At 71.5% G+C, this 23749-nt stretch carries 18 protein-coding genes; 8 read left to right on the forward strand and 10 right to left on the reverse strand.

The window, feature by feature from the left end; genetic code table 11:
* On the reverse strand, positions 1–1454 hold a 1454-nt coding region (locus ACIA8E_RS35755; RefSeq protein ID WP_399304615.1), incomplete at its 3' end, for a YncE family protein.
* 441 nt (positions 1455–1895) lie between these two features.
* On the opposite strand from ACIA8E_RS35755, the gene trpS reads away from it, so the two are divergent.
* Together trpS and ACIA8E_RS35765 are read left to right on the forward strand one after the other, a co-directional pair.
* Complete coding sequence (trpS, locus tag ACIA8E_RS35760) at positions 1896–2963, forward strand: tryptophan--tRNA ligase (RefSeq protein ID WP_399304616.1); 1068 nt, start codon at positions 1896–1898, stop codon at positions 2961–2963.
* Positions 2964–3229: 266 nt separating this feature from the next.
* Entirely contained in the window at positions 3230–3688 is a 459-nt protein-coding gene (locus tag ACIA8E_RS35765; RefSeq protein ID WP_399304617.1) for a DUF4267 domain-containing protein, read from the forward strand.
* Between the two features lie 4 nt (positions 3689–3692).
* Here ACIA8E_RS35765 and ACIA8E_RS35770 read toward each other — a convergent pair whose 3' ends face one another.
* The 4 genes from ACIA8E_RS35770 to ACIA8E_RS35785 all read right to left on the reverse strand — a co-directional run bounded on the left by ACIA8E_RS35770 (position 3693) and on the right by ACIA8E_RS35785 (position 13722).
* Entirely contained in the window at positions 3693–5693 is a 2001-nt protein-coding gene (locus ACIA8E_RS35770; RefSeq protein ID WP_399304618.1) for an NAD-binding protein, read from the reverse strand.
* A 31-nt stretch (positions 5694–5724) separates the two neighbouring features.
* Positions 5725–10617 (reverse strand): DNA repair ATPase, encoded by a 4893-nt coding sequence (locus ACIA8E_RS35775; RefSeq protein WP_399304620.1) that lies wholly within the window; start codon positions 10615–10617, stop codon positions 5725–5727.
* Positions 10618–10828: 211 nt separating this feature from the next.
* Complete coding sequence (locus tag ACIA8E_RS35780; protein WP_399304621.1) at positions 10829–12943, reverse strand: flotillin family protein; 2115 nt, start codon at positions 12941–12943, stop codon at positions 10829–10831.
* A 116-nt stretch (positions 12944–13059) separates the two neighbouring features.
* Complete coding sequence (locus ACIA8E_RS35785; RefSeq protein WP_399304623.1) at positions 13060–13722, reverse strand: hypothetical protein; 663 nt, start codon at positions 13720–13722, stop codon at positions 13060–13062.
* A 288-nt stretch (positions 13723–14010) separates the two neighbouring features.
* On the opposite strand from ACIA8E_RS35785, the gene ACIA8E_RS35790 reads away from it, so the two are divergent.
* The gene (locus tag ACIA8E_RS35790; RefSeq protein ID WP_399304625.1) at positions 14011–15081 is read left to right on the forward strand and encodes a PucR family transcriptional regulator; all 1071 of its coding nucleotides are present in this window, start codon (positions 14011–14013) and stop codon (positions 15079–15081) included.
* A gap of 191 nt (positions 15082–15272) precedes the next feature.
* Positions 15273–16829: an MFS transporter gene (locus ACIA8E_RS35795; RefSeq protein ID WP_399304627.1), complete on the forward strand. Its 1557-nt coding sequence runs from the start codon at positions 15273–15275 to the stop codon at positions 16827–16829.
* A gap of 227 nt (positions 16830–17056) precedes the next feature.
* Here the strand turns inward: ACIA8E_RS35795 and ACIA8E_RS35800 are convergent, their stop codons facing one another.
* The gene (locus ACIA8E_RS35800) at positions 17057–17512 is read right to left on the reverse strand and encodes a tellurite resistance TerB family protein (protein ID WP_030931413.1); all 456 of its coding nucleotides are present in this window, start codon (positions 17510–17512) and stop codon (positions 17057–17059) included.
* A gap of 160 nt (positions 17513–17672) precedes the next feature.
* On the opposite strand from ACIA8E_RS35800, the gene ACIA8E_RS35805 reads away from it, so the two are divergent.
* Both ACIA8E_RS35805 and ACIA8E_RS35810 read left to right on the forward strand, forming a co-directional pair.
* On the forward strand, positions 17673–18128 hold the full coding sequence (locus ACIA8E_RS35805) for a BlaI/MecI/CopY family transcriptional regulator (protein ID WP_399304629.1): 456 nt from the start codon (positions 17673–17675) through the stop codon (positions 18126–18128).
* A gap of 3 nt (positions 18129–18131) precedes the next feature.
* The gene (locus ACIA8E_RS35810; protein WP_399304631.1) at positions 18132–19064 is read left to right on the forward strand and encodes a M56 family metallopeptidase; all 933 of its coding nucleotides are present in this window, start codon (positions 18132–18134) and stop codon (positions 19062–19064) included.
* Between the two features lie 7 nt (positions 19065–19071).
* Here ACIA8E_RS35810 and ACIA8E_RS35815 read toward each other — a convergent pair whose 3' ends face one another.
* The 3 genes from ACIA8E_RS35815 to ACIA8E_RS35825 all read right to left on the reverse strand — a co-directional run bounded on the left by ACIA8E_RS35815 (position 19072) and on the right by ACIA8E_RS35825 (position 21567).
* On the reverse strand, positions 19072–20310 hold the full coding sequence (locus ACIA8E_RS35815) for a cation:proton antiporter (RefSeq protein ID WP_327125977.1): 1239 nt from the start codon (positions 20308–20310) through the stop codon (positions 19072–19074).
* A gap of 2 nt (positions 20311–20312) precedes the next feature.
* Positions 20313–20783 (reverse strand): cation:proton antiporter regulatory subunit, encoded by a 471-nt coding sequence (locus ACIA8E_RS35820; RefSeq protein ID WP_399304633.1) that lies wholly within the window; start codon positions 20781–20783, stop codon positions 20313–20315.
* 232 nt (positions 20784–21015) lie between these two features.
* Positions 21016–21567, reverse strand: a complete 552-nt coding sequence (locus ACIA8E_RS35825; protein ID WP_399304635.1) for a peroxiredoxin — start codon at positions 21565–21567, stop codon at positions 21016–21018.
* A 97-nt stretch (positions 21568–21664) separates the two neighbouring features.
* Here ACIA8E_RS35825 and ACIA8E_RS35830 point away from each other — a divergent pair, with 97 nt between their 5' ends.
* Together ACIA8E_RS35830 and ACIA8E_RS35835 are read left to right on the forward strand one after the other, a co-directional pair.
* Positions 21665–22384, forward strand: a complete 720-nt coding sequence (locus tag ACIA8E_RS35830; protein ID WP_399304637.1) for a serine aminopeptidase domain-containing protein — start codon at positions 21665–21667, stop codon at positions 22382–22384.
* A gap of 108 nt (positions 22385–22492) precedes the next feature.
* Entirely contained in the window at positions 22493–22882 is a 390-nt protein-coding gene (locus tag ACIA8E_RS35835; RefSeq protein ID WP_399304639.1) for a hypothetical protein, read from the forward strand.
* 12 nt (positions 22883–22894) lie between these two features.
* Here ACIA8E_RS35835 and ACIA8E_RS35840 read toward each other — a convergent pair whose 3' ends face one another.
* Positions 22895–23746: a GNAT family N-acetyltransferase gene (locus ACIA8E_RS35840; protein ID WP_399304641.1), complete on the reverse strand. Its 852-nt coding sequence runs from the start codon at positions 23744–23746 to the stop codon at positions 22895–22897.
* Positions 23747–23749 lie beyond the last annotated feature (3 nt).

Consider the following 23749-nt stretch of genomic DNA (forward strand, 5'->3'; position numbering starts at 1 on the left):
TACGTCGTACCGAGGTGCGCCGTGAACGAGACATCGGTGCCGTACGAGTACAGGGCGCCGTTGTGGTTCAGGGTCAGCGAGGGCGTCGCCCGCGAGACGGCGACCGAGGCGGAAGCGGAGGCCGTGGTGTGCGTGGCGTCACCGGCGTACGACACCTTGTACGTAACCTTGCCGCCCGCGGGCGGGGTGTCCGTGAACGAGAACGCGCCGTTCGTACCGAGCGGCTTCGTCCCGAGGGACTTGCCGCTAGGGGACTCCATGTCGGTACGGGTGACGGTCAGCGGCGTCCCGGCCGGAAGCGGCAGGGTGGCCTTGAGTGTGCCCTTGACCGTGAGCGACTTGCCGCGGGTCGCGGAGGCCGGCGCGGTCACGGTCATCGTCGGGGCCGACTTGGTGGGGTCGGTCAGGACACGGAGAGCGCGGTCGCCCTTGCTGTTGCTGGTCACCGCGAACAGGCGGCTCCCGCCCGGCTCCCAGGCCAGACCGCCGGGGACGATCTCGTCGCCGCCGCTGATGGAGTCGTCCGTGTCGGGCAGGTCGTACTGCCGGACCGCGGATGTGGTCCCGGGCGTGAAGACGTAGAGGTCCGGGTCGTACGGGGACGAGGTGCCCGCCGCGACCGTGCCGTCGGGGGCGATGGCCACCGCATCGGGGTGGTATGCGGACGGGTAGGCCCCCACGTCGCTGAGGTCCGAAGTCCGCCACAGCCGGTGGTGGTCGCCCGGATTGGCGGTGACGAGCCCACTGCCGTCCGGCGTGAGCGCGAGATCGGACGTTATCCCCAGCCACGGCACGCCGGGGCCGCTCGAATACTGAGCGGTACGGTTCGCCGTGCCGGTGGATACGTCGTACACGCCGAGCGAGGACCCGTTGTAATCCGGGGAACCGGCGGCCAGCACATTCGGGGCGCCCGGAGTGGAGGCGAGATTCGGAGCGACGGCGTAACCGGGCTCGGGGTCCTGGCCGAGGGTCACCACGGGCTCGGCGCCGGAAAGGTCCAGCGAACCGATGTCGCCGTGGTCGTTGCTGCCGTACCCGAACCAGATCTTGCCGCCCGCGAGCGCAAGGTGCTCCGGGTCGGTGCCGTCGCCGGTCGCGTACCGGGCGGTCCGGGTGACCGTCTGCGTCTCGACGGACACGATGGAGTCGTCGCCGGGGACGGCCGCGTACAGCTGCCCCGAGTCGGCGGACAGGGCGAGCCCGTCCACGCCCGCCAGACCGGTCAGAGTGGCCAGCACCGTACCGGAGTAGTCGGTGGCGATCAGCGTCCCGCCGTACGGATCGCTGATGAAGATCTTCTGGTGGACGCCGTCCACCACGATGTCACCGGCGGACTTCACCGGCAGAACCTTGCTGGAGTCGGCCGCGGCCGACCCCGCTGTGCCGGCCACCAGCGCGGCCGAGCTGAAGAGGACCGCGAGAGCTGTCGCGGCCGTAAGAGTGCGTCTGGGCACGAGTGGTATCCCCCCACTGTGAAACCGGCCCGTGTATCCGGGCGCGGTGATCGCAGAGTAGGACATGGGTCCGCCATACAACTCACCGCGTCGCCACCTTCGGTGGATCGAGTCCGGGTCTGCGGGAGCGGGCGGTCGCGTCGTCGACCGCCCGCTCCCGGCCCTGCGCGGTACCGGCCACCGCGCACCGGTACCACACCGTCAGCAACCCGTATTCCGCGTGGAAGTCCCGTGAGTGTGTCGCCGGCCCGCGTTACAGTGAGCTCATGACCTCCGTACCGTGCCGAAACTGGTGGCGCTCCCCTTAGGAGCGGCCGCCTCATCTGCACGGAACCAGGGCCGTTCGATATGGACGGCCCTTTTTCTGTGCCCTCGTACGGGTACGGATGCCGATCCCGGTGGGCCGTCCTCCACGCAACCAGCACCCGCGAGGAGAGACCCATGACCACCGTCGCCGCACCTGTCACCACCACCGCCACCCCCGCTCAGAGTCGCAGTGCCGAGCTGGAGCAGCAGATCCACCAGGATCCCGGGCGGTTCCGCGTGATGACCGGGGACCGGCCCACCGGGGCGCTGCACCTCGGGCACTACTTCGGGACCCTGCACAATCGCGTCCGGCTCCAGGATCTCGGTGTGGACGTCTTCGTGATCATCGCCGACTACCAGGTGCTCACCGACCGGGACGTCGCCGAGCGGCTCGGCGAGCACATGGAGGGGATGCTGCTGGACTATCTGGCCATCGGTCTCGACCCCGCCCGCACCACGATCTTCAACCACAGCGCCGTGCCCGCGCTGAACCAGCTGATGCTGCCGTTCCTCAGCCTCGTCTCCGTCGCCGAGCTGAGCCGCAATCCCACGGTCAAGGACGAGATCGCGCACTCCAGGCAGTCCGCCGTCAGCGGGCTGATGTTCACGTATCCCGTGCATCAGGCCGCCGACATCCTGTTCTGCAAGGGCAACCTGGTCCCCGTCGGGCAGGACCAGCTGCCGCACCTCGAAGTGACCAGGAGCGTCGCCCGCCGCTTCAACGAGCGGTACGGGCCGGTCTTCCCGGAACCGGACGCCCTGCTCTCCGCCGCACCCCTGCTGCTCGGCACCGACGGCACGAAGATGAGCAAGAGCCGGGCCAACTCCATCGCCCTCGGCGCCACCGCCGACGAGACCGCCCGGCTGATCCGCGGTGCGAAGACGGACACCGACCGGCGCATCACATACGAACCGGAGACCCGGCCCGAGGTGTCGGGGCTCGTGCTGCTCGCCGCGCTCTGTCTCGACGGCGACCCGCACGAGGTCGCCGAGGAGATCGGTGACGGCGGCGGTGCCGCGCTCAAGCGGACCGTGACGGACGCCGTCAACGAGCGGCTGGCACCGGTGCGGGCGCGGCGGGCCGAGTACGCGCAGGACATGGCATACGTACGGTCGGTGCTGCGGGACGGCAACGAGCGGGCCGACGCCGTGGCCGAGGCGACGCTGGCGCAGGTGCGACAGGTGATGGGAGGAGTCCTGTAACGCCCCCGGTCAGCAGGTCAGGGCACGGCAGGTCGGGTCAGGCCTGCCATCGGCCAGGAGCCCCTCGCCCCGGCGGGCTTGCGGGCCGCCGAGACGACCGACCGGCGCCGTTCCGCTCGTTCGTGCCCGCGGCGCTGTCGCGTGGCCATGACCAAAACCCTAGCGATGCTAGACATTCGAGCAAGGACAGGTCTAGCATCGGTTGAAATTCTAGCGCTGCTAGAAAACGGCGAACTCGCCTGCTCTGTCGTCCTGTTGGGGGAAAAATGACGAAGCGTCACTTCACTACCGCGCTGGCTCTGATCACCGGCGCCGCCGTGCTCTTCTTCGGACTCAACTTCCTGCTGAACCCCGAGGGCGCACCCGACGGCTTCGGCATCGAGCCTTGGCCGCAGGGGAACGCCGCGGGCTACTTCGTCGTCAAGGGCGTACGTGATCTCGCCGTCGCGGCCACGGTGTTCCTGCTGCTTGCGCGAGGACAGCGTCGGACCCTGGGCTGGGTGGTGCTCATCGACGCGATCCTCCCGCTCGGTGACGCGCTTGCGGTCCTTACCCACGGCGGATCGCTCACCACGGCGCTCAGCGTGCACTTCTCGGCGGCATCGGTCGTCCTGCTGACCGCCGTCATGCTGCTCACCGAGCGCCCTGCCGCAGGCTCCGCCGAGCACTCTGCAGAGGGCTCCTCGCGCGCGGTGGGTGCGGCCCCGGACCCGTCCGACGCCTGACGCTCTAGCGGTGCGTCAACGAGCTTCGCCTGCGCAGCAGTTCCGCAAGTCCGCGCCGGGTCGCGGCGATCACCACGCGGTCCTCGGCGCGGAGTACGTAGCCGGGGTGCAGATCCCAGATCAGGCCCGACGGCCGGTCCGAGGACGCGGGACCGGCCGTTGTCAGGTCCGGGTGCCGGTCCTCCGGCGGCGTGGCGTCCAGCGCAAGTACCCGCCAGGCCCCCGCCCGGAACGCCTGCTCGACCGTCCGGCCCTCCAGCTGCGGGTGGCCCGCCACCTTGATCGCCGCGAACAGCATCACCTTCCGCTCGACCGGGATCGCGCCCAGGATCTGCCGCCCCATCATCGCGACGGCGAAGGACGGCGCAGCCAGGTGGGAGACGGACCGGGAGCGGGTCAGGGCCTGCGGGTGGGCGGTGCGCAGGGTGCGGTAGACGGCGGTGGCGAACTCGTCGTCGAAGAGGCGCAGCGCCACCTGCAGGTCCGGTTTGACCGAGCGGGCGTAGAGGGTGGCCTCCAGATTGGTGGTGTCGGAGCTGGTCAGGGCGAGCAGGGCGCGAGAACGCTGGATCTTCGCCGCTTCCAGGACGCCCTCCTGGGTGACGTCCCCGAGGACGACCGGTACCTGCAGCCGCCGGGCGACGGGGATGCCGCGCGCGGCCGGGTCGTCCTCCACGCACACCACAGGAATGTTGAGCTCACGGAGCCGGACCAGCACCCTGGTGCCGATCTTGCCGAGTCCCAGCAGCACCACATGGCCGGAGAGTCCGCGCGGCGGGCGGCGCAGCGACGATGCCGTACGCAGGGAGCCGAAGGCTTCGAGGACTCCCGCCACCAGCAGCGGCAGCAGCATCAGCCCGGCGACGCCGGAGAGCAGCTGGATGACCTGCCGGGCGGCGGAGTCGTCGATCGCCGGGTCGCCCATCGCGAACAGGTCGAGCAGCGTCAAGTACACGGCGTGCAGGGGATGTTCGCCCGTCGTGAGCGTGGAGGCGACGGCGAGGCCCAGCACCGCCGAGGCGACGCCCAGCACCGACCGGCGCAGTCGGCGCGAGAAGATCTGGCTCAGGGATGCGCTTCTGCCGCCCATCCGCGGGGCCGGGCCGTCCGGTGCGGCCTCCCGGATGGCTTCGAGGACCACCGCGCCCCGGCCGGTCGCGGCGGCCACCGACTGCTGGTCGGGCAGGAGCTGAGGGCCCTCGGCGCCGCTGCTGTCGGAACCCTCGGCGCCCGCCGGGTCGTGGGTGGTGGAGGAGAGCAGGGCGAGCGTGCACAGGCCGGGGTCGGCGACCTCGCCCTGCCGGGGCGGAGTGCGTTCGACGGCCCGCAGGAGCAGGCCCTCCGCCTGGATGACCTTGCTGGAGCCGGTGAGCGCCGTCGCGGCGAGTGCGGGCGCGGCGGTGTCGGCGTCGGAGAGGACGGTGGTGGACGTGTCCAGAGCCGTCGGGTCGAGGCCGGGCACGGCGACAGCGGCGGCCTGGTCGAGGAGGGTCTCCAGATACTGGCCGAGCTTGCGGTTGTAGAGCCGGATGACCAGCCGTACGCGGGGGTTGAGGCGGCGGGCGGTGAGTGCGGCGCGGATGTTGCGTTCGTCGTCGTCGTAGACGAGCGCCAGCGCGGCGGCCGTGTCGACACCCGCCTCCTCGAACGCCTCGTCGGACGGCTCCGCGGCCTCGAGGATGCGGACCGCCTCCACGCCGGCGCCGGTGTCGCTGTCGGAACCGCCGTTGGCTCCGGTGGCGCCGCCGCCGTTGCCCAGGTTGCGGTTCATCGCCGCCGACATCCGGCCGAACAGCGTGGCCGCGCGCCCGCGTTGGGTCAGCGGCAGCTCCGGGCGGCGCGGGTCACGCCCCGGCGGGAGCAGCAGCGTCACCCGCTCCCCGTAGACATAACGCAGTTCCACCGCCAGCCGCTGGGCGAGTGCGTCGTCGCCGCAGACGACCATGTGGCCGCTGAACGGGGAGCGTTGAGGCTGCTGGGGAAGTGTCGACACGGAACCCAGCATGCCTTGCCCACCCCTCATTTGCCGGTCGGTCTCATTCGGCCCGCTCGGTGATCTTCGCCTCGGTGATCGGCCCGCCGGCCCGCCGGATCGCCGACTCGACTGCCGCGATCCGGTCCGCGAGCAGACCGAGGGCGGCGACCGCCCGGGTCATGGGGCCGCTGTCGGGGCCGCCCAGTGCCTGGGTGCGGACGTACGAGGAGGTGATCGCCGCCCACCGGTCGGTCTGTTCGGTGGTGAGCGTTCCCCGCAGGGCCGCCAGTTTCAGCAGGTTGGACTCGGCGCCGGTGGTGAGCGTCTGGGCCTCGCCCGCGTAGTGGTCGTCGATGACCGCCGCGAGCTCCGCGTCGTTCATCACGGGCACGATCCGTTCAGCGAGCTTGTTCATGTTGCGGTACGAGCCCTGCAGCCGGAACGGCGGTTCGGTGCGCGTCGCGTCGGTCTGCGCGGCCGAGGCGATGTAGGCGGCGTTCACCGCGAGAACGGTGGAGCGGGCGGTCAGCAGGTGGCGCAGGACCGGGACGATCCGGGCCAGCTCGGCGGGTGTGTACGGGTGGTCGAGACGGTCCGTCCGCGCGATCGGGGAAGGGCCCGCGCCGGAGGCCAGGCGCACGAGCAGCGCGAGATCTTCCCGGGAGCGGCCGGCGAGGGGTGCCAGCACCGGGTTGGCGGTCAGCGCGTTCTCGACGAAGCTGAGCGCGAAGACGTCCTCGCGGCCGCTCAGCACCTCGCCCAGGTTCCACACGTCGGCCCGGTTCGCCAGCATGTCCGGGATCCGGAACTGCTCGCCGGACTCGGTGTAAGGATTGCCCGTCATGCACACCGCGAACCGCTTGCCTCGCAGGTCGTAGCTGCGCGGCTCGCCGTCCCGTACGCCCTCGACGCGGCGGGTGGTGTCACAGAGGGGGATGAACTTCTGGAGCAGTTCGGGCGCGGTGTGCTGGATGTCGTCGAGGTGGAGGAGCGTGTTGTTGCCCGCCTCCAGCGCAAAGTTGATCTTCTCGATCTCATGCCGGGCGGTCGCGCTGCGTGCCTGTGCCGGGTCGAGGGAGGTCACCTCACGGCCGAGCGAGGGGCCGCTGATCTTGACGAGGACCAGGCCGAGCCGGTCGGCCACGTATTCCATGAGGGTCGTCTTGCCGTAGCCGGGCGGAGAGACGAGCAGCAGGAGGCCCTGTGAGTCGGTGCGCCGGTCGGCATCGGCCGTGCCGAGCTGCTTGGCGAGGCTGTCGCCGATCAGCGGCAGGTAGACCTCGTCGATGAGCTGGTTGCGGACGAACGTGGACATCACCCGCGGCCGGTGGTCGTCGAGTCGCAGCCGGGCCCGTTCGGCGGCGACGAGGGTGGTGCGCTGCCTCTGGTAGGCGCGGAATCCGGGGACGGCGGTCGTGCGGAATTCCGTTGTGCGGGCGAGGAGTTCGTCCAGGCGCACGGTCAGACGGCCCCGGTCGATGCGGGGGTGGGTGCCGAGCAGGCCGTCCACCGTCGCGGCGATCGGCGCCTCGCAGTCGTATCGCTCGGTTCCCGGCTCCGGGCAGAGCTCCACGGCGACCGCCTCGGCGAGGTCACCGTCCGTGATGTCCGTGCCGCCCGCGCGGGCGTACGAGGTCAGCCAGCCCTCGACGAGCTGGCGGCGCGCGGGGAGGTCGTCGCGGAGGGCGAACAGGTCCTCGTCGTACGCCGAAGTGCCGGTCGTGCGGCGGAACTTGTCCAGGAAGGTGCGGACGGCAGTGCTCGTCACGAATCCGGCGGGGCCGGAGGTCAGCTCCTCGAAGAGATATGCGGCGGTGGTGTGCGCATCATCCGCCCTGATCCTGACCGCCCACTCCTCCTGGAGTGCGGTGATCGCGGGCGCCGGGCCGAACGTCTCGCGGGCCCGGGCCAGGGAGACGGCCCGGCGCGTCCAGGAGGTGCGCAGGCTGTCGTCCGCCTCCCATGTCCAGAAGAGCTGTGCCGCCGCGCGCACCGCAGGCGGGACGCGCAGCAGACCTGCTCCGGCGTGCAGTCGCAGCAGGGCGGCCAGGACGGCGGTGGCGTCCTCGTCATGGACACCGCGCTGATATCCCTCGTCGTACGCGGAGGCCGCCGACTCCCGCACCAGCATGGCAAGTTCGGCCGGCGCGCGGGCCGCCAGCGATTCGGCGCCGTGCTCGTCCAGGAGGCGGGCGGCGAGGTGCTCGGCGCGGTAGACCGACGCGGACTCCGACGGCAGCTGCTGCTGCCAGTACGGGCGGGCCGCGTCGAACGCCGGGTCGGTGACGGGCGCCCGGTAGTCGGTTCCGGTGACGGCGAACGCGAGCCGGTCCCCGGACGGCACGAGCGTCAGGTCGAACGGCTGGGTGTTCACGGCGAACCGGTGCCGTCCGAGCCGGATCGTCGCACCGCCGTCCGCGTACAGCTCGCTGCGGTCGCGCAGCGCCCGCCCCGCTTCCTGTCGGGCCGCCTTCAGCCGTCCGTCGAGCTCCTCGGCGCGCACCGGGTCGCCGAGCCCGCGCAGCTCGTCCGCTGTGCGGCGGACCTTGGCGACCATCGGGTCGGAGGCGAAGTATGTGTGGACCGCGTCCAGGTCGGGGAGGGCGGACAGGCGCCGGGAGACCGTTTCGAGGACCCGGGCCGCCGACTGGGCCAGCCGTTCCGCGCGGCGTGCGCGGGCGTCCTGCAGTGTCTGCTTGCGGGCCGAGAACGCCTCGTACACCTCTGTCCGCCGCTCGGACAGCTGGGCGAGAAAGTCGTCGAACTCGGCGAACCGGGACTCCAGGTTCTCCAGCTGGATGAGAAGTCTCGCCAGTTGTTCGTCGCATGCGTCGGGGGAGTCCGCGGCGGCCAGCGCGCCGGTGACCGCCTGCCCGAGCAGGGCGAACTCGGCGGCGAACTCCGCCCGCCCCTCGCGGTCGAGGAGTTCCCGGCGGCGGGCGTCGAGCGTGGCGCGGGCCCGGTTCGCACCGCCGAGGACGTCGGCGATCCGTTCCAGGATCGACGTACGGACGGCTCCGTCGCCGATCTCCAGCCCGGTCACGACATCCGTGACCGTCGCCAGCCCGTCCGTCATCTCCGTCAGCCGGTCGCCGAGTGCGGCGGAGTCGACGACGGTGGTGAGCGCGGATGCGTCGGCGGTGAGCTGCTCGATGTCCTGGTGGTAGCCGGTGAACGCGTCGTTCCGGCTCAGGAATGCGACCGCGCGCTGGGCGGCCGAGCCGATGTCGGCGGCGGTGGTGGCGGTGAGCGCGGCGATCCGGTCGGTGTCCGCGTACCGCATCTCGGCGAGCGTCGCCAAGCGGCCGTGAGCGCGGCGCAGTTCGGTGAGCTGAGAGACCCAGGCGGCGGCCGAGCGCGGGGCTTCGCCGCGGATGCGGCGGACGAGCGCGGTGATCCGGTCCGCCGACTCCGCGAGCCCGTCGGCGGCCTGCCGGGTCAGTTCCTGCACCGTCCCGAACTCGGTGAGGACCTGTTGCGCGGTGTCCCGGAGGTCGGCCAACGGGGCCGTGAGAGCGCCGAGTTCGAGGTCGGCCAGCCAGTGGTAGCGGTCGGTGGCGCGCGTGCAGTCGGCGACCAGCTGTCCGTACACGGCGGCGGTCGGGTAGGTCGCGGTGGCACTGTGTGCGAGGGCGAGACAGTCGGAGATGCCGCGGACCAGATCGGCGTTGCCGACCCGGGCGAGCGGACCCGTCCCGGCCGGGCGGGAGTCGGCGTAGGTGTCGGAGACGTACGGGGTCCGCCAGCGCTGCACCGCGTGCACACGGGCGGGCTCGGCCGACGCCGTGTCCTTGAGAAGGACGAGCGTGCCGTCGTCGAGCAGAGCGTGACCGCGGCCGAGTAGCGGGGCGGCGACTTCCTGGCGGATCAGGTTGTAGGGGAGAAGCAGGCCGCGGCCGCCGTCCCGGGAGCGGAAGAGGTAGAGGACGTCCTCGCCGTTGGGGGACCGGACGGCCCCCTCGAAGACCGGGTCGGCGAGCGGCTCGGCGAGGGCGAAGGTCTTCGCGGTGCCGGTGGTGAGATAGGTGCCGCCGGGGAAGATGAGCCCCTGGTCCTCTGGGAGCCGGTGGCAGGCCGGACCGATGGCGTCGAGGCGCTGCACGGTGCAGAGCAGGCTGTTGAAGACCAGGTGGCGCCAGGAGTCCTCGTTGTACGGGCGGATGCGCAGCAGGATCAGCGGCCCGACCTCGGCGTACTCGACGTCGGCGTCGGCGAGGGACTGAAGCGGTTCGGCGACCGGCTCGTCGTAGATGCCGTCGGGTGTGTCGGTGTCGTCGACCGTCTTCACGGTCAGGGTGCCACCGAGCGTGTCGACGAAGAGGGCGCCGCTGTCCCCGATCGCGATGTGCGGGTGGCGGCCGGGGATGTGCGATTCGCGGCCCGCCGGGGTCCAGATGAAGTCGTGCGACGGAGGGAAGACGTGGTCGCGGTCGCCGCGCGCGTCGAGGAACGGTCCGGGGGAGCCGTCCGGGGCGAGCGCCCAGCGCAGGACACGGATGTCGTCGGCGGTCTCGCCGGTACGGAACACGGCGAGCAGCCGGCCGTCGACACGGCGCAGGCGGAGCAGGCGGGCGTCACGGTAGTAGCGGTGCAGGGCGGTGAATTCGCGTACGAACGCCTCGTCGGCGAGGAGCGTGTCGCCACTCCCGGCCAGGTCCGGTCCGTACAGCGCGAGTACGTCGACGACGGCGGCCTCGCCGCGCGCGCCCGGACCGCGCTCGAAGCCGAACAGCAACTGTCCGCCCACGGCGACCAGATCGCGCGGCAGCAAGGGCTGCTCCGTCCGGATCTGCTCGGTGGCCAGCAACCGCAGCTCCGTCGAGCCGAACGCCTCGGTGCGGCGGGCGTTGAGGGCTTCGGCGCGGCGGGCGAGTTCGGCGGCGTGCGCGGCGAGGCGGCGCCGCAGCACGTCGTAGGTGCCCGCGTCCACGGTGAGGGTGGGGTCGGTGTCCATGCGTACGGCTCCCTACGGGTGTGGGTTGCGGATTGTGCGGCCTCCGGTCGCACGTTGTCCTCGATCGCCGCAGGTCGAGCCGGTCCGGCGACCGAGGACGGAACCGCGGCCCGGGCGGGCCTGAAGTGCGTGGTGGGCGGGGCACGGGGCGGTCGACCCGACCCCGCCCGGCGTTCGAGGACGGGCCAGGCCGCCGGGCGGGCCCGCCCCGCTACGCCACCGGCGCCCCATTGCGCGCCGCCGGCACGTCACTTGCCTCCGACAGTGCCCCGACCCGCACATCCGCCAGCCCGAGCTTCCGCGCCGACTCCAGCAGTTGCCGGACCTGGCCGGCATCCGCTCCCACGCCTGGCGCCGCCATCATCCGCATCAGCAGCGCCGACACCGTCAGGTTCTGCACGTCGCCCGTGGATACCGACCCGAGCACCCGGGTCAGGTCCTCCGTGAACGACGACGAGCCGTTCAGCCACGGCCCGGCGAGGGCCTTCGCCGTGTCCGAGTTCTCCATGAACCCGTCCACGCTCTTGCCGAGCGAGATCGACGAGACCAGCCGGTCGAAGAAGACCGATTCCCCGCCGACGATGTCGATGTCGGCGTTCTCCAGACCGGCGGCCACGATCGTCGCCTGCGCCTCCGCGACCTGCCGCTGCACATCGAGTGCGGCCAGCCGGATCTCCTTCTCGGCGGCGAGCCGCAGCCGGTACTCCTCGTGCCCGCGCGACGCGTCGTCCAGTGCCGCCATGGCCGCTGCCTTCTCCGTGAGCCCGGCCGCCTCCGCCTTCAGCTTCTCGCCGATCATCGCCGCATCCGCGGTGGCCTGTGCCTGGGTGCCCTCGGCGGTCGCCAGGGCCTTCAGCCGTGCGCCCTCCGCCTCGGCCCTGAGCCGGGCGGAAGTGGCCTCCGCCTCGGCGAGACCGGTCTTCTCGATGACGTCGGCCGCCGCCTCCTGCACCTGCACCTCGGCCAGGCCGGGTGCCGCGGACTCCGCCTGGACGCCTTCGGCGAGCCGCAGCTTGGCCCGGGCGTCGAGATCCGCGCTCTTGAGCCGGGCCTCGGCGAGCGTCAGTTGCTCCGCCGCCCGGTGGGTGGCCGCCGCCTCGGCCGCCTCCGCCGCCTTGATGTCCTTGACCAGCTTCTCCTGGGCCTCCGCCTCGGCGGCGATGATCACCGACTTGCGGGTGCGCTCCGACTCCTCGACGGCCCGCAGTGTCTTGATCGACTCTTCCTGCTCGGCGACCGTACGGTCCACGGCGATCCGCTCCCGGATCACGTCGGCGACCTCGCGGCGTTCCGCCTCGACCTCCTTCGTCGCGGCGATCCGATTCAGCTCGGTCTGCCGTTCGCGCCCGATGACCTCGATCAGCCGGTCCTTCTCGATGCGCTCGTTCTCCACCGCGATGACCCGTTCACGGTTCTTCTGCGCGACGGCGATCTCCCGCGCCTGGTTCTCGCGCTGGATGCCGAGCTGTTCCTCGGTACGGATGAACGCCGCCTGCGCGCCCAGCCGTTCCTCCTCCTGGACCCGGGCGGTGGCCGCCTCCTCGCGGGCCCGGAGCGTCTCGACCTCGCGCCGCTGCTTGATCTCGGCCTCGGCCTGCCGGCGCTCCAGCTCCAGGATGGTCTCGCGGGCGTCGACGTTCTGCCGGGTGATCTCCTTCTGCTCGGTGCGCTGGAACTCGTTGGTGCGTACGTGCTCGATCGTCGTCAGTTCGGTGATCTTGCGGATGCCCTGTGCGTCGAGGATGTTGGCGCTGTCGAGCTGCGCCATCGGTGTCTGCTCCAGGTGGTCGATCGCCGCGTCGTCGAGGTGGTAGCCGTTCAGGTCGGTCCCGATGACCCGGATGATGCGGTCCCGGAACTCTTCGCGCTTGGTGTACAGATCGACGAAGTCCAGCTGCTTGCCGACTGTCTTGAGGGCCTCGGCGAATTTCGCGGCGAAGAAGTCCTGGATGGCGATCTTGTCGCTGGCCCGCTCGGTGCCGATGGCCTGGGCGACCTTGATGACGTCCTCGACGGTCTTGTTGACCCGAACGAAGAAGTTGATGTGGATGTCGGCGCGGATGTTGTCCTGGCAGATGAGGCCCTCGCGGCCGGTGCGCCGGATCTCGATCGTCTTCACCGAGATGTCCATGTACTCGGCCTTGTGCAGCACCGGCAGGACGACGGCACCGGTGAAGGTCACGTCGACCTTCTTGGTCTTGGAGATGATCAGGGCCTTGCCCTGTTCGACCTTGCGGAAGAGCCGGCTGACGACGAGGAGCAGAGCGATCGCGATGAGCAGGACCACGGCGATGAGCACACCGAAGCCCAGAGAGATGGCGTCCATGACAGTCCTTGGCGGCTGGTGAGGAAGGCGAGGAAGGTGAGAGGAACCGGAGTGCCCGAGCGGCGGCGGGCAGCCGTGTGCGCGCCGGTTCGCGGCGTACGGCGGCGGCCGGCGGCTCAGCCGGTGCGGCGGGGGCGGGTACGCGGCAGCTGCCGCGGTGGCGTCGGTGGTCCCGGGTCGAGTGTCACGTCGTAGGGCGAGACCCAGAAGAACTCGCCCTCGTCGTCGTACGCGTAGAGAAGCCCCGCACTGCCCGCCGTGAAGACCGCTTCGCCCGTCTGCCGCAACTGCCTGACCTGCACGATCGCGGTGGACCCGTCGGCCGCCGCGACCTCGGCCTGGCCGAAGTCGGAGCTGACGGAGCCGGTACGGATGGTGCAGACCCGGCCGAGGAAGTCCTGGCGGGACGGCGGAGGTTCGGCAGGGAAACGGCGGCGGTAGCGGGTGACGAGCATCCGGACCACGGCCCAGGAGATCAGCAGCGCCCCGGCGAGCACGGCACAGGCGAGCGCGGCGCGCGGGGTGCCGGTGACCGAGCTGCGGTTCAGCAGGACGGTCCCGGTCAGGCCGGCGAACCAGGCGACGACGATCATCACGGACACCGAGACGGCGACCGGCACACCGCCGATCCCGGCCAGGTCGGGGTCGAGGTCGGCGTCGAAGGAGTGGTGGTCGGCCGCACCGGCCAGGACCAGCAGCCAGAAACAGATGACGACGACCAGGGCCGCGCCGAAGAGGGCGGTCGGAAAGGAGAGCGCCGCGTCCAGGAACTCCTGCATCGGTCCACTCCCCCTGCGTGTGAGCGGGGGGTCCGGCGGATGCGCCGTCCGGCGGTGACCCCGGTGCCGTGACGTCGCCGACAAGCGACGCCACGGCAGCCGGGTCTTCCCCCGTCCCCGTATCCCCCGTGTTTCCCCCGGTGGTGCTGGGCCTGATCGTGACAGTCGATGCCGCCGTTCCGCATTGCCGGAGTCCGGCAATCTTTGTACGTCCTTGATGCCGGGCACCAGCACCTGCCCGGATGCGTTGAGCGAGTGTCAGTGACGTGTCAAGACTGGAGGTAGGTCGTGCCGGAGCCGGAGATCCCCGACGAGTATCTGGGGGACTACGCCCGCATCCTGGGCGAGGTCGCCGCGACCGGCCGCCGGCTGACCCGGGACGAGCTGGAGAGCCGCCGGGCCCTGGGCCGGGAGGCCGCCGAGGCCGGATTCCAGCTACGCGCCCTGGTCGGTCTCCATCTGACGGCGACCCGCACCGCCTGGCCGAGCGCCGACGCCACCGACCCGGCGTCCACCGACTGTGTGCTGGCCGCGGTCGAGCAGTGCGTCGATGCGTTCGCCGAGGGGTTCGAGCGGGCCCAGCGACTCACCGTACGGCGGGAGGAGGCGGCACGCCGCGAGTTCATCGACGACCTTCTGTACGGGCGCAGCGACCTGGGCCGGCTCGCCGAGCGGGCCACCCGCTTCGGGCTGCGGCTGGCACGTGCCCACGCGGTCGCGGTGGCGACGGGCCCCCAGGCGTACACCGAGACGGACACCGTGCCGCGACAGGTGGAGTCGGCGCTGCTGGCCCGCTTCGACGGCCGGGAGATCCTGCTGACGACGAAGGACGGGCGTCTGGTCTGTATGGCCCCGGGCTCCCAGCCGGACGTCCTGCGCCACTTCGCCAAGCAGGCGCATGCGGCGACGGACGGCGGCCGGGTCGCGGTCGGCCGCCCGCACCGGGGCCCGGGCGGTGTCGTCCAGTCGTACGACGAGGCGCTCGCCGCACTCGACCTGGCGGACCGGTTGAGCCTGGACGATCCGGTGCTGTACGCCGCCGACCTGCTGGTCTACCCGGTGCTGACCCGGGACCGGCAGGCGATGGCCGATCTGGTGCGCAGTCGGCTGGGCCCGCTGCAGCAGGCCCGCGGCGGCGCCGAACCACTGCTGAAGACGCTCTCCGCGTACTTCGACGCGGGCTGTGTCGCCGCCGAGACGGCCCGGCAGCTGGCGCTGAGCGTGCGGGCGCTCACGTACCGGCTGGAGCGGGTCCATCAGCTGACCGGTTCGGACCCGTCGGACCCGATGCACCGGTACACGCTGCAGACGGCGGTGATCGGCGCCCGGCTGCTGGACTGGCCCGCCAAGGAGCTCTGACCGACGGTGCGCCCCGATGCCGGATCCCGGTTTCCGCCCGCCTCGCTGCCGGATCCCGGTTCCGCCCGCCCCGCTGGCGGATCCTGGCAGGCCTGAACCCGGGCGCTGCTCACCGCATGCGGGGATCCTGACCCGCGCTTAGCGTGAAGTGCGGGGGATTTCGGGGTGCGCACCGAGGGAGACCCAGGACCATGGCCCGTCATGCACGTCATGCGCGAGAGCCGTCCGAGGGGGAACGCTCCGTGAGTGGCGTGAGAGGGACCGTGACCTCCTCACCGGCTCGCCCCGCGCCCGGGCGTGAGCGTGGACCGGCGCATCGGTGGTGGGTGCTCGGCGTGATCGGTCTGGCGCAGCTGATGGTGGTCCTGGACGCCACCATCGTGAACATCGCCCTGCCCTCCGCCCAGCAGGACCTAGGCTTCTCCGACGGCAACCGCCAGTGGATCGTGACGGCGTACGCCCTGGCCTTCGGCTCGCTGCTGCTGCTCGGCGGCCGGATAGCCGACCTGGTGGGCCGCAAGATCGTGTTCCTGACCGGCCTGGTCGGCTTCGCGGTGGTGTCGGCGATCGGCGGCGCCGCCCCGGGCTTCGAGGTCCTGGTCGTCGCCCGCGCCCTCCAGGGGATGTTCGCCGCGCTGCTGGCGCCGGCCGCGCTCTCTCTCCTCACCACGACGTTCAACGTCCCGAACGAGAGGGCGAAGGCCTTCGGGATCTACGGTGCCATCGCGGGCACGGGCGGGGCGGTGGGGCTGCTGCTCGGCGGGGTGCTCACCGAATACCTGAACTGGCGCTGGTGTCTGTACGTCAACCTGCTGTTCGCCCTGGTCGCCTTTGTCGGCGGCGCCCGGCTGCTGACCGCCGGCGCCCCCGCCCACCGTCCGAAGCTCGATGTCCCGGGCACGGTCCTGGTCTCGTCAGGCCTCTTCTGCATCGTGTTCGGCTTCTCGAACGCGGAGTCTCACCAGTGGAGTTCACCGCACACCTGGGGCTTCCTCGCGGCAGGCGGTTTCCTCGTGGCGGGGTTCGCCTGGTGGCTGACGCGGGCCGCGCATCCGTTGCTGCCGTTGCGGGTGGTGCTGAACCGCAACCGAGGGGCGTCGTATCTGGCGATGTTCATCGCCGGCGGCGGCATGTTCGGCGTGTTCCTGTTCCTCACGTACTACCTGCAGAGGACTCTGCTCTACTCGCCGGTCGCCACCGGTCTCGCGTTCATCCCGATGGTCGCCCTGATGATCGTGACGTCGATGACGACGACCAATGTGCTGGTGCCGCGGTTCGGCGCGAAACCGATCGTGCCGCTCGGCATGGGCATCGCCGCGGCCGCCATGGTGTGGATGACCGGCTTGGACCTGACCAGCGGCTACGTCACCCATGTGCTGCCCAACCTGCTCTTCCTCGGTCTGGGCCTAGGTATGGTCTTCGCGACCGTGATGAACCTGGCCACGTACGGGGTGGCGGTCCGCGACGCGGGTGTGGCCTCGGCGATGGTCAGCACCAGCCAGCAGGTGGGCGGTTCCATCGGTACGGCGCTGCTGAACACGCTCGCCACCGGCGCCGCCACGAGCTACCTCGTCGGACGTCCGCCGACCCCCGCCGACATCGCCCAGGCCCAGCTGCACAGCTACTCCACCGCGTACTGGTGGTCGGCGGGCTACTTCGCCCTCGGGCTGCTGGTCACCCTTGTCCTGTACCGCAGGGGCGCGCCCCGCCCGCAGTTGGTCGAGGACGCAGCACCGGTCCGCGCCTGACGCCCGGACATGCCGAACCGGTCGGCGGCCTCGGCGAGCGGGGCTTCGCCGACGGTGACAGCGACACCGGGCGCCGTGCGGGCGGCGGTGGGCCGGGAACTCGCTCGGGGGAGTCGCGAGTCCCCGGCCGGGCCGGGCGCGGTCCGATGGTCAGTCGGACCGCGGTGTGTTCCCGGCGGTACGGGGGGCTGTTCGGCCGACCCGGAGAGCATGCCCGACGAAGGTGTCTAGAGGTCGAACTCGTGGGGCGGAAGGTCGAGCGCGAAGCACGCCTCCCGCACGACTGCCTGCTCGGACTTGTCGAAGTCGCCGTCGGCGCCGCCGATGACGATGCCGATCTGGATGACGGCGCGGGCCTCGGCCGGCTTCTTCTTCGCCTTGCCGATCTCCTGGAGCACGCTGACCTTGCCGAAGGCGAAGTCGGCGGTGAGCTTGTTGACGTACTCGTTGAAGCGCCGCTGCAGGTCGTCCGCCGGGAAGTTCTGCAGCACCTCGTTGGAGGCGATCAGCGAGGCGACGCGCTGGCGCTCGGACGGATCGATGGAACCGTCTGCGGCGGCGACCAGAGCGCACATGGCCATGCTCGCGTCCCGGAACGCACCGCTCTTCAGGTCGTTCTTCTTCGCCTCGAGCTGCGACTGCATCGTCGTCGCGGATTCCTTGATCCGATCCCACAGTGCCATGACGTCTCCATACGTTGCGTTGCGTTGCCGGAACGAGATCCAACTCTACAGACGTGTAGAAGTTAGCAGGATGATCGCCCGCAGTGTCCGGGAACCGGCCTTCAGTACGATGCTGCGACGCCGTGGACGACGCGGTATCGCACGAAGGGCAGTCACCACGATGGACACGGCCGGGGCCAGCCACCACCCGCACAACGAACTGCCCCACGACAACGTGCCCCCGGGCCCGCCCTCCGACGGCCGGCGCCCCCGCAAGCGCGGGCAGGGCGAGCTGGAGGCCCAGGTCCTCGCCGTTCTGCGCTCGGCGAACGGCCCCGCGACGGCGGGCTGGGTGCAGGAACACCTCGACGGCGACCTCGCGTACACCACCGTCATCACGATCCTGTCCCGTCTGTACGAGAAGAAGTGCGTGACCCGTGCCCGCCAGGGCCGGTCCTACACCTGGACGTCGGCCTCCGACGAGGCCGGTCTCGCCGCGCTGCGGATGCGCCGCGTCCTGGACGGCGAACGGGACCGCGAAGCCGTACTCGCCCGGTTCGTCTCGGCGTTGTCCCCGGGCGACGAGGAGCGCCTGCGTGCGCTGCTGGCGCAGACGGCGGAGCAGGACGAGGACTGACCGATGGGCGTCTTCGTCTACCTGCCCCTCGTGCTGCCGCTGACCGCGCTGCCGATCGCGCGCCTGGCCGAACAGCATCTGCACCCACGCAGCGCCACCCGCCTGCTGGCGGCCGTCGGTACGACGCTCGCCCTGTGCAGCACGGTGTGCCTGGCGCTGCTGATGGTGGTGGGCACGGCCCAGCTCCCCGGCAACCCGCTGCCGGACGGCTGGTCGGACCCCGAGGTGCGCGCGGCGGTGCCGTACGAGGAGAAGGCGGGCATCGTCGCGATCGGGGTACTGGCGGCGGTGGTGGTGGCGTGCGGGGCGGCGGTCCACCACCACGTGCGCCAACGCGTCCGCGCCGCACGGGCCCTGAGGTCCCTCCCGGAACAGCCGTCCGCGCTCGCCGTGCTGCCGGACCCGGAGCCGTACGCGTACGCACTCCCCGGTTCCCCCGGGCGGGTGGTCGTGTCGACGGCGATGATGGAGTGCCTGACCGCGCGTGAACGCCGGGCGCTCGTCGCCCATGAGCGGGCCCACCTGACCGCCCGCCACCACCGCTACCTCCTCGCCACCCAGCTCGCCGCGCGGGCCAACCCGTTCCTGCTGCCGCTGCGTACGGCGGTGGCGTACAGCACGGAACGGTGGGCGGACGAGGCGGCGGCGCAGGAGACCGGCGACCGGCGGGCGGTGGCGGGCGCGGTCGGCAAGGCGGCGCTCTTCGCCCACCGGTCACCGGACGCCCTGCCCGCGCTCGCGGCGGTCGGGCCGATCCCGCGCCGGGTCGCCGCACTCCTGGACCCCGTCCCGCCGACCCGGCTCTGGCCGCCGTCGTCCGCCCATGTCGCCCTCGCGGGACTGGTGGCCACCGCCGGGACCACGGTGTCGGCGCTGTCGTCGCTGAACGCGACCGTGACGCTGGTGCGGATCCTGCACGCGGCGACCCCGCTCTGACGACGGCTCAGTCGACGGCCGAGGCGCGCTCCACGACCGGAAGCTCCTCGTGAGCGACCGGCACGCCGCCACCGGGAACACCGCCCCCACGGTGCCGCCGCTTCCGGATCCGGGCCACGACGGGCTGGGTCCAGCGGGCGGTAAGCGGACCGACGATCACCAGGATCAGGACGTACGCGGTGGCGATGGGCCCGATCCGGGGCTCGGTCGCCACGGCCAGACCGGCGATGACGATGGAGAACTCACCGCGCGCCACGAGCGTGCCCCCGGCCCGCCACCGCCCGGGCGACCCGATCCCGGCGCGCCGGGCCGCGTACCACCCGGTGCCGATCTTGGTGAAGACGGTGACGACGGCCAGCAGCAGGGCCGGCAGCAGCACGGGCGGGATCTGGGCCGGATCGGTGGAGAGGCCGAAGAACACGAAGAAGACGGCGGCGAACAGATCGCGCAGCGGAGTCAGCAGCTTGCGGGCGCCCTCCGCCACCTCCCCCGAAAGCGCGATCCCGACGAGGAACGCCCCGACCGCCGCGGAGACCTGCAACTGCTGGGCGACCCCGGCCACCAGGACGGTCAGCCCGAGGACGACGAGGAGCAGCATCTCCGGATTGTCGGAGGACACGGCCCGGCTGATGAGCCGGCCGTGCCGCAGCGCCAGGTACAGCACGAACCCGACGGTGCCGAGTGCGACCAGCAGGGCGATGCTGCCGCCGGCCAGGCCGACGCCGGCGAGCATCGCGGTGAGCAGTGGCAGATACACGGCCATCGACAGGTCCTCGATGACGAGAACCCCGAGAATGACGGGCGTCTCCCGGTTGCCCAGCCGCCCCAGATCGGTGAGTACCTTCGCGATGACGCCGGACGAGGAGATCCAGGTGACCCCGGCCAGTGCGACGGCCCCGACGGGCCCCCACCCGAGCAGCAGCGCAGCCACCGCGCCCGGTGTCGCGTTGAGTACGAAGTCGACGACCCCGGACGGATATTGCGTCTTCAAGCTGGTCACGAGCTCGGACGCGCTGTACTCCAGCCCCAGCAGGAGCAGCAGCAGAATGACGCCGATCTCGGCGCCGACGGCGGTGAACTCCTCGCTGGCCCCGAGGGGCAGCAGACCCCCGTCGCCGAACGCCAGGCCGGCCAGCAGATAGAGCGGAATCGGCGAGAGCCCTATCCGCCCGGCGAACCGCCCGATGATCCCGAGCCCCAGAATGACGGAGCCGAGCTCCACCAGCAGTGCGGTCGTGTCGTGCACGGTCAGCCCTCCGCAATGATCTCGGAGAGCGCGTCGACGCCCTCACGTGTACCGACGACGACCAGCGTGTCCCCGATGGCCAGCCGGAAGTCCGGCCCCGGCGACGGGTGCGCACTGTGCGTCCGCAGCACGGCCACGATCGACGCCCCGGTCCGCGTCCGCGCCCGGGTGTCCCCCAGCAGCCGCCCGCCGTAGCGGGAGCGCGACCCGAGCGGTATGTGCTCGGTGACGAGATCGATTCCCTCGGTCCGTACGGCATCGATGGGCGCGGCGTCGATGAGATGCGCGAGTGCGGTGGCCTCCTGTGGAGTCAGCGGCACGGAGAGCCGGCACGAATCGGGGTCGTCGCGCTCGTAGAAGCCGATGAACCGCCGCCCGTCGTGGTGGACGACGACCGAAATGTGTTGTCCCGACTCGGTGGTGTAGTCGTACTGCACACCGACTCCGGGCAGCGTGGTCCGGTGGGTTCCCATGGCTTCCTCCCGAGGCGCACGACGGCACAGCGACGCACTTGGCGATCTCTTTAACGTCCCATTACCTTAACCGGAGACTTCCGCCGCTTGCGGGACACGCGTCACGGACCCCCGCAGTGCCCTCCCGCGCCGTGCCGATCGGCGCGCGGCCGCAGGAGGCGGCCGGGGCCCGGACACAGCCGTGCCCGGCGGCTTCCTGCTCGCCGCCGGGCACGTGGGGTGGGTGGCGCCGTCAGCCGGTGGTCCCGGTCCCGCCGTCGTCGGCCGGCTCCTCGGGAGTGGGTGAAGCGGAACCGCCCGTCGGGCTCTTGATGCCGGCGATGTGCTCGGCGAGCGTGTCCAGGGACTGGAAGGTGGCCCCGAGGACCGCGACATGCTTCCATCGCAGCACTCCGTCCGGCCCGATCAGGAACACGGCTCGGCGCACCCCGATCCCGGGCGCCGTGATCCCGTACGCCCGCGCGATCTCCCGCCCGGTGTCCGCGAGCAGCGGCATCCGCAGCCCGTATGTGCGGGCGAACGACTCATGGCTGTCCACACCCTGTGGACTGATTCCCCAGACCTCCGCGTCGAGACCGGTGAAGGTCTCCATGCCGGAGGAGTACGAGCAGAGCTGCTTGGTGCAGACGGTCGTGTTGTCGCCGGGGTAGAAGGCGAGCACGACGGTACGGCCGCGGGCGGCCGAGAGTGTGTAGTCGCTGCGTTCGAACGTGTCTCCGGTGAGAGTTCCGCCCGGCAGTGTGAAGTCCTGGACGGGCTGGCCGACTTGTGGTGACGATCCCATGGCGGGTCCCCTTGTGAGCGACGGGTGTACGGCGTTCGGCGATGTCTGGGTACAGCATGCTCGGTACGGTGGTGGCTCCCGCGACCAGGAGGTACGCATGGCGGATCGGCGACCACCGTCGGCGGCGGTGCTCCTCCTGCACGGCGGGCGCGAGACGGGTCTGGGGCCGCCCCCGCCCGGGCCGTTGAACCTTCCGGCCCTGCGCATGCGGCCGTTCGCGCGGGGCGTGGTCCGTGGGACCCGAGCCGAACCGGTGGATGTGGCGGTACGGGAGGTCCGGTACGGACACCGCGGGTGGAACGGGTCCCGGGAGGATGCCCTGCACGATGCCGTACGTGCGCTGGACGGCGTGCGGCGCGAGTTCGGCGAGGTGCCGGTCGTGCTCGTCGGGCACTCGATGGGCGCCCGGGCCGCCCTGCGCGCGGCCGGGCATCCCCTGGTGCGAGGAGTGGTCGGCCTCGCGCCGTGGTGTCCGCCCGGTGATCCGGTCACCCAACTCGCGGACCGGGACGTCGTCCTGCTGCACAGCAACCGTGACCGTGTGACGAGCCCCCAGGCCTCCCAGTCCCTCGCCACCCGGGCCCGCCGGGCGGGTGCCCGCTCCTGTCTGGTGACGATCCGCGCCAGCGACCATGCGATGCTCCGCCGGGCCCGGGCGTGGCACACGATGACGACCGGGCTGGTGAGGGGTCTGCTGGGACTGTCCGCGCTCCCGGCGGCGGTCGACGCCGCCCTCCGGCTGCCGCTGGACGCACCGGCTTCGGACGGCACGCTGGACTACGACCGGCTGCGCGCCGCGACCGTGCGCCGCTCGTGACGGACCGCGCGGCCGGCCGCTGGCCTCCATCAGGCCGGCTCCCGGCTCCCGGCCCCGGAGCAGGACATTCTCCAGGGGTTGTCAGTGGTCGCTGCGAGGATCGGTGTCATGGAGTCCTCGAAGCCGCTGCTTCTCGCCGACATCGAAGCCGCCGTCCGCGCCAGTTGGGGTGCCGACACGGCCACACCCGGCCACCGGCCGCACTGGACGGCCGACAATCCGGCCCGCGACCAGTGCGGGGTCACCGCCATGGTGCTCAACGACCTGCTGGGCGGCGAGCTGATCCGCGGCGAGGTCCGGGTGCACGGCGAGCGCACGGACTTCCACTGGTGGAACCGGCTGGGCATGGGTGTGGATATCGACCTCACGCGGGAGCAGTTCGGGCCGGAGGAGATCGTCTCGGGCGGCACGGTGATACCCCGGCCGGCGGAGATCGTACGGCTGCGCGAGGAGTACGAACTGCTCCGCGACCGGGTGCTGGAGAAGCTCCGGCGATAGCCGGCCCCGGGGTCAGCCGAGTTCCAGGCTGGTGATGCCGAACAGCCCGGTGTGGTCGATGTCAGGCATCGGGCCCGTGTACATGCGGGCCGTCTCGAACGACGGTGCGAGGCCGAGCTGTTCGGCGAGTGTGACCGCCGTCGGGTTGATGTCGGGTACGTCGACGGCGATCTCGGTGTCCGGTGCGGTGGCCGACAGTGCGCTCACCAGCGCGGCGGCCACTTCGGGCGACGAAGCGTGGAGAGGGCCGATGCGCGACGACGTACGGCAGGGACGCATCACGGCGAACCCCCGCAACTCCTCGTCGTCACCGAGGGCGGCGAGGGCGGTGCGCCCCGGTGCGGCGATCCACGGGGCGAGAAAGCTGTCGCGCTCGGCGGGGAAGAAGCGGCGGTCGTAGACGGCCAGCCGGTCGAAGGGGAGCGAGCGGGCGTCGACGAGCGTGAGGCCGGGCGGTACGCCGATGTCCGCGGCCGGCCGGCCGACCCACCGCATGTTCGTCCAGGCAGAGCGGAATCCGGACTTCCGGTAGTTGGCCTGCTGGGCGACGACGCCGTCGAGCCCGATGTTGCGCCCGGCGAGCCGGTCCATTCCGGCGCGCCAGACCTGGATGCCGTAACCCTGGCCGCGAAGTTCCGGGCGGGTGAGATAGAAGCCCAGGAACCCGAAGCCGGAGCCGTACCGGACGACGGAGACGGAGGAAACAGGCGCACCGTCGAGCCGGCCGATGAGGAAGCCGCGCGGGTCGGTGGCGAAGAAGGCGTGGCCGTCGGTCCGGCCCGGGTTCCAGCCCTCGGCGTGGGCCCACTCTCCCAGCATCTCGATGTCGTCGGCGCTTGCTGTGGTGATCTCGAATGTCGGCACGGG

Source organism: Streptomyces sp. NPDC051664 (assembly GCF_044453545.1).
In the GTDB taxonomy this organism is placed as follows: Bacteria; Actinomycetota; Actinomycetes; order Streptomycetales; family Streptomycetaceae; genus Streptomyces.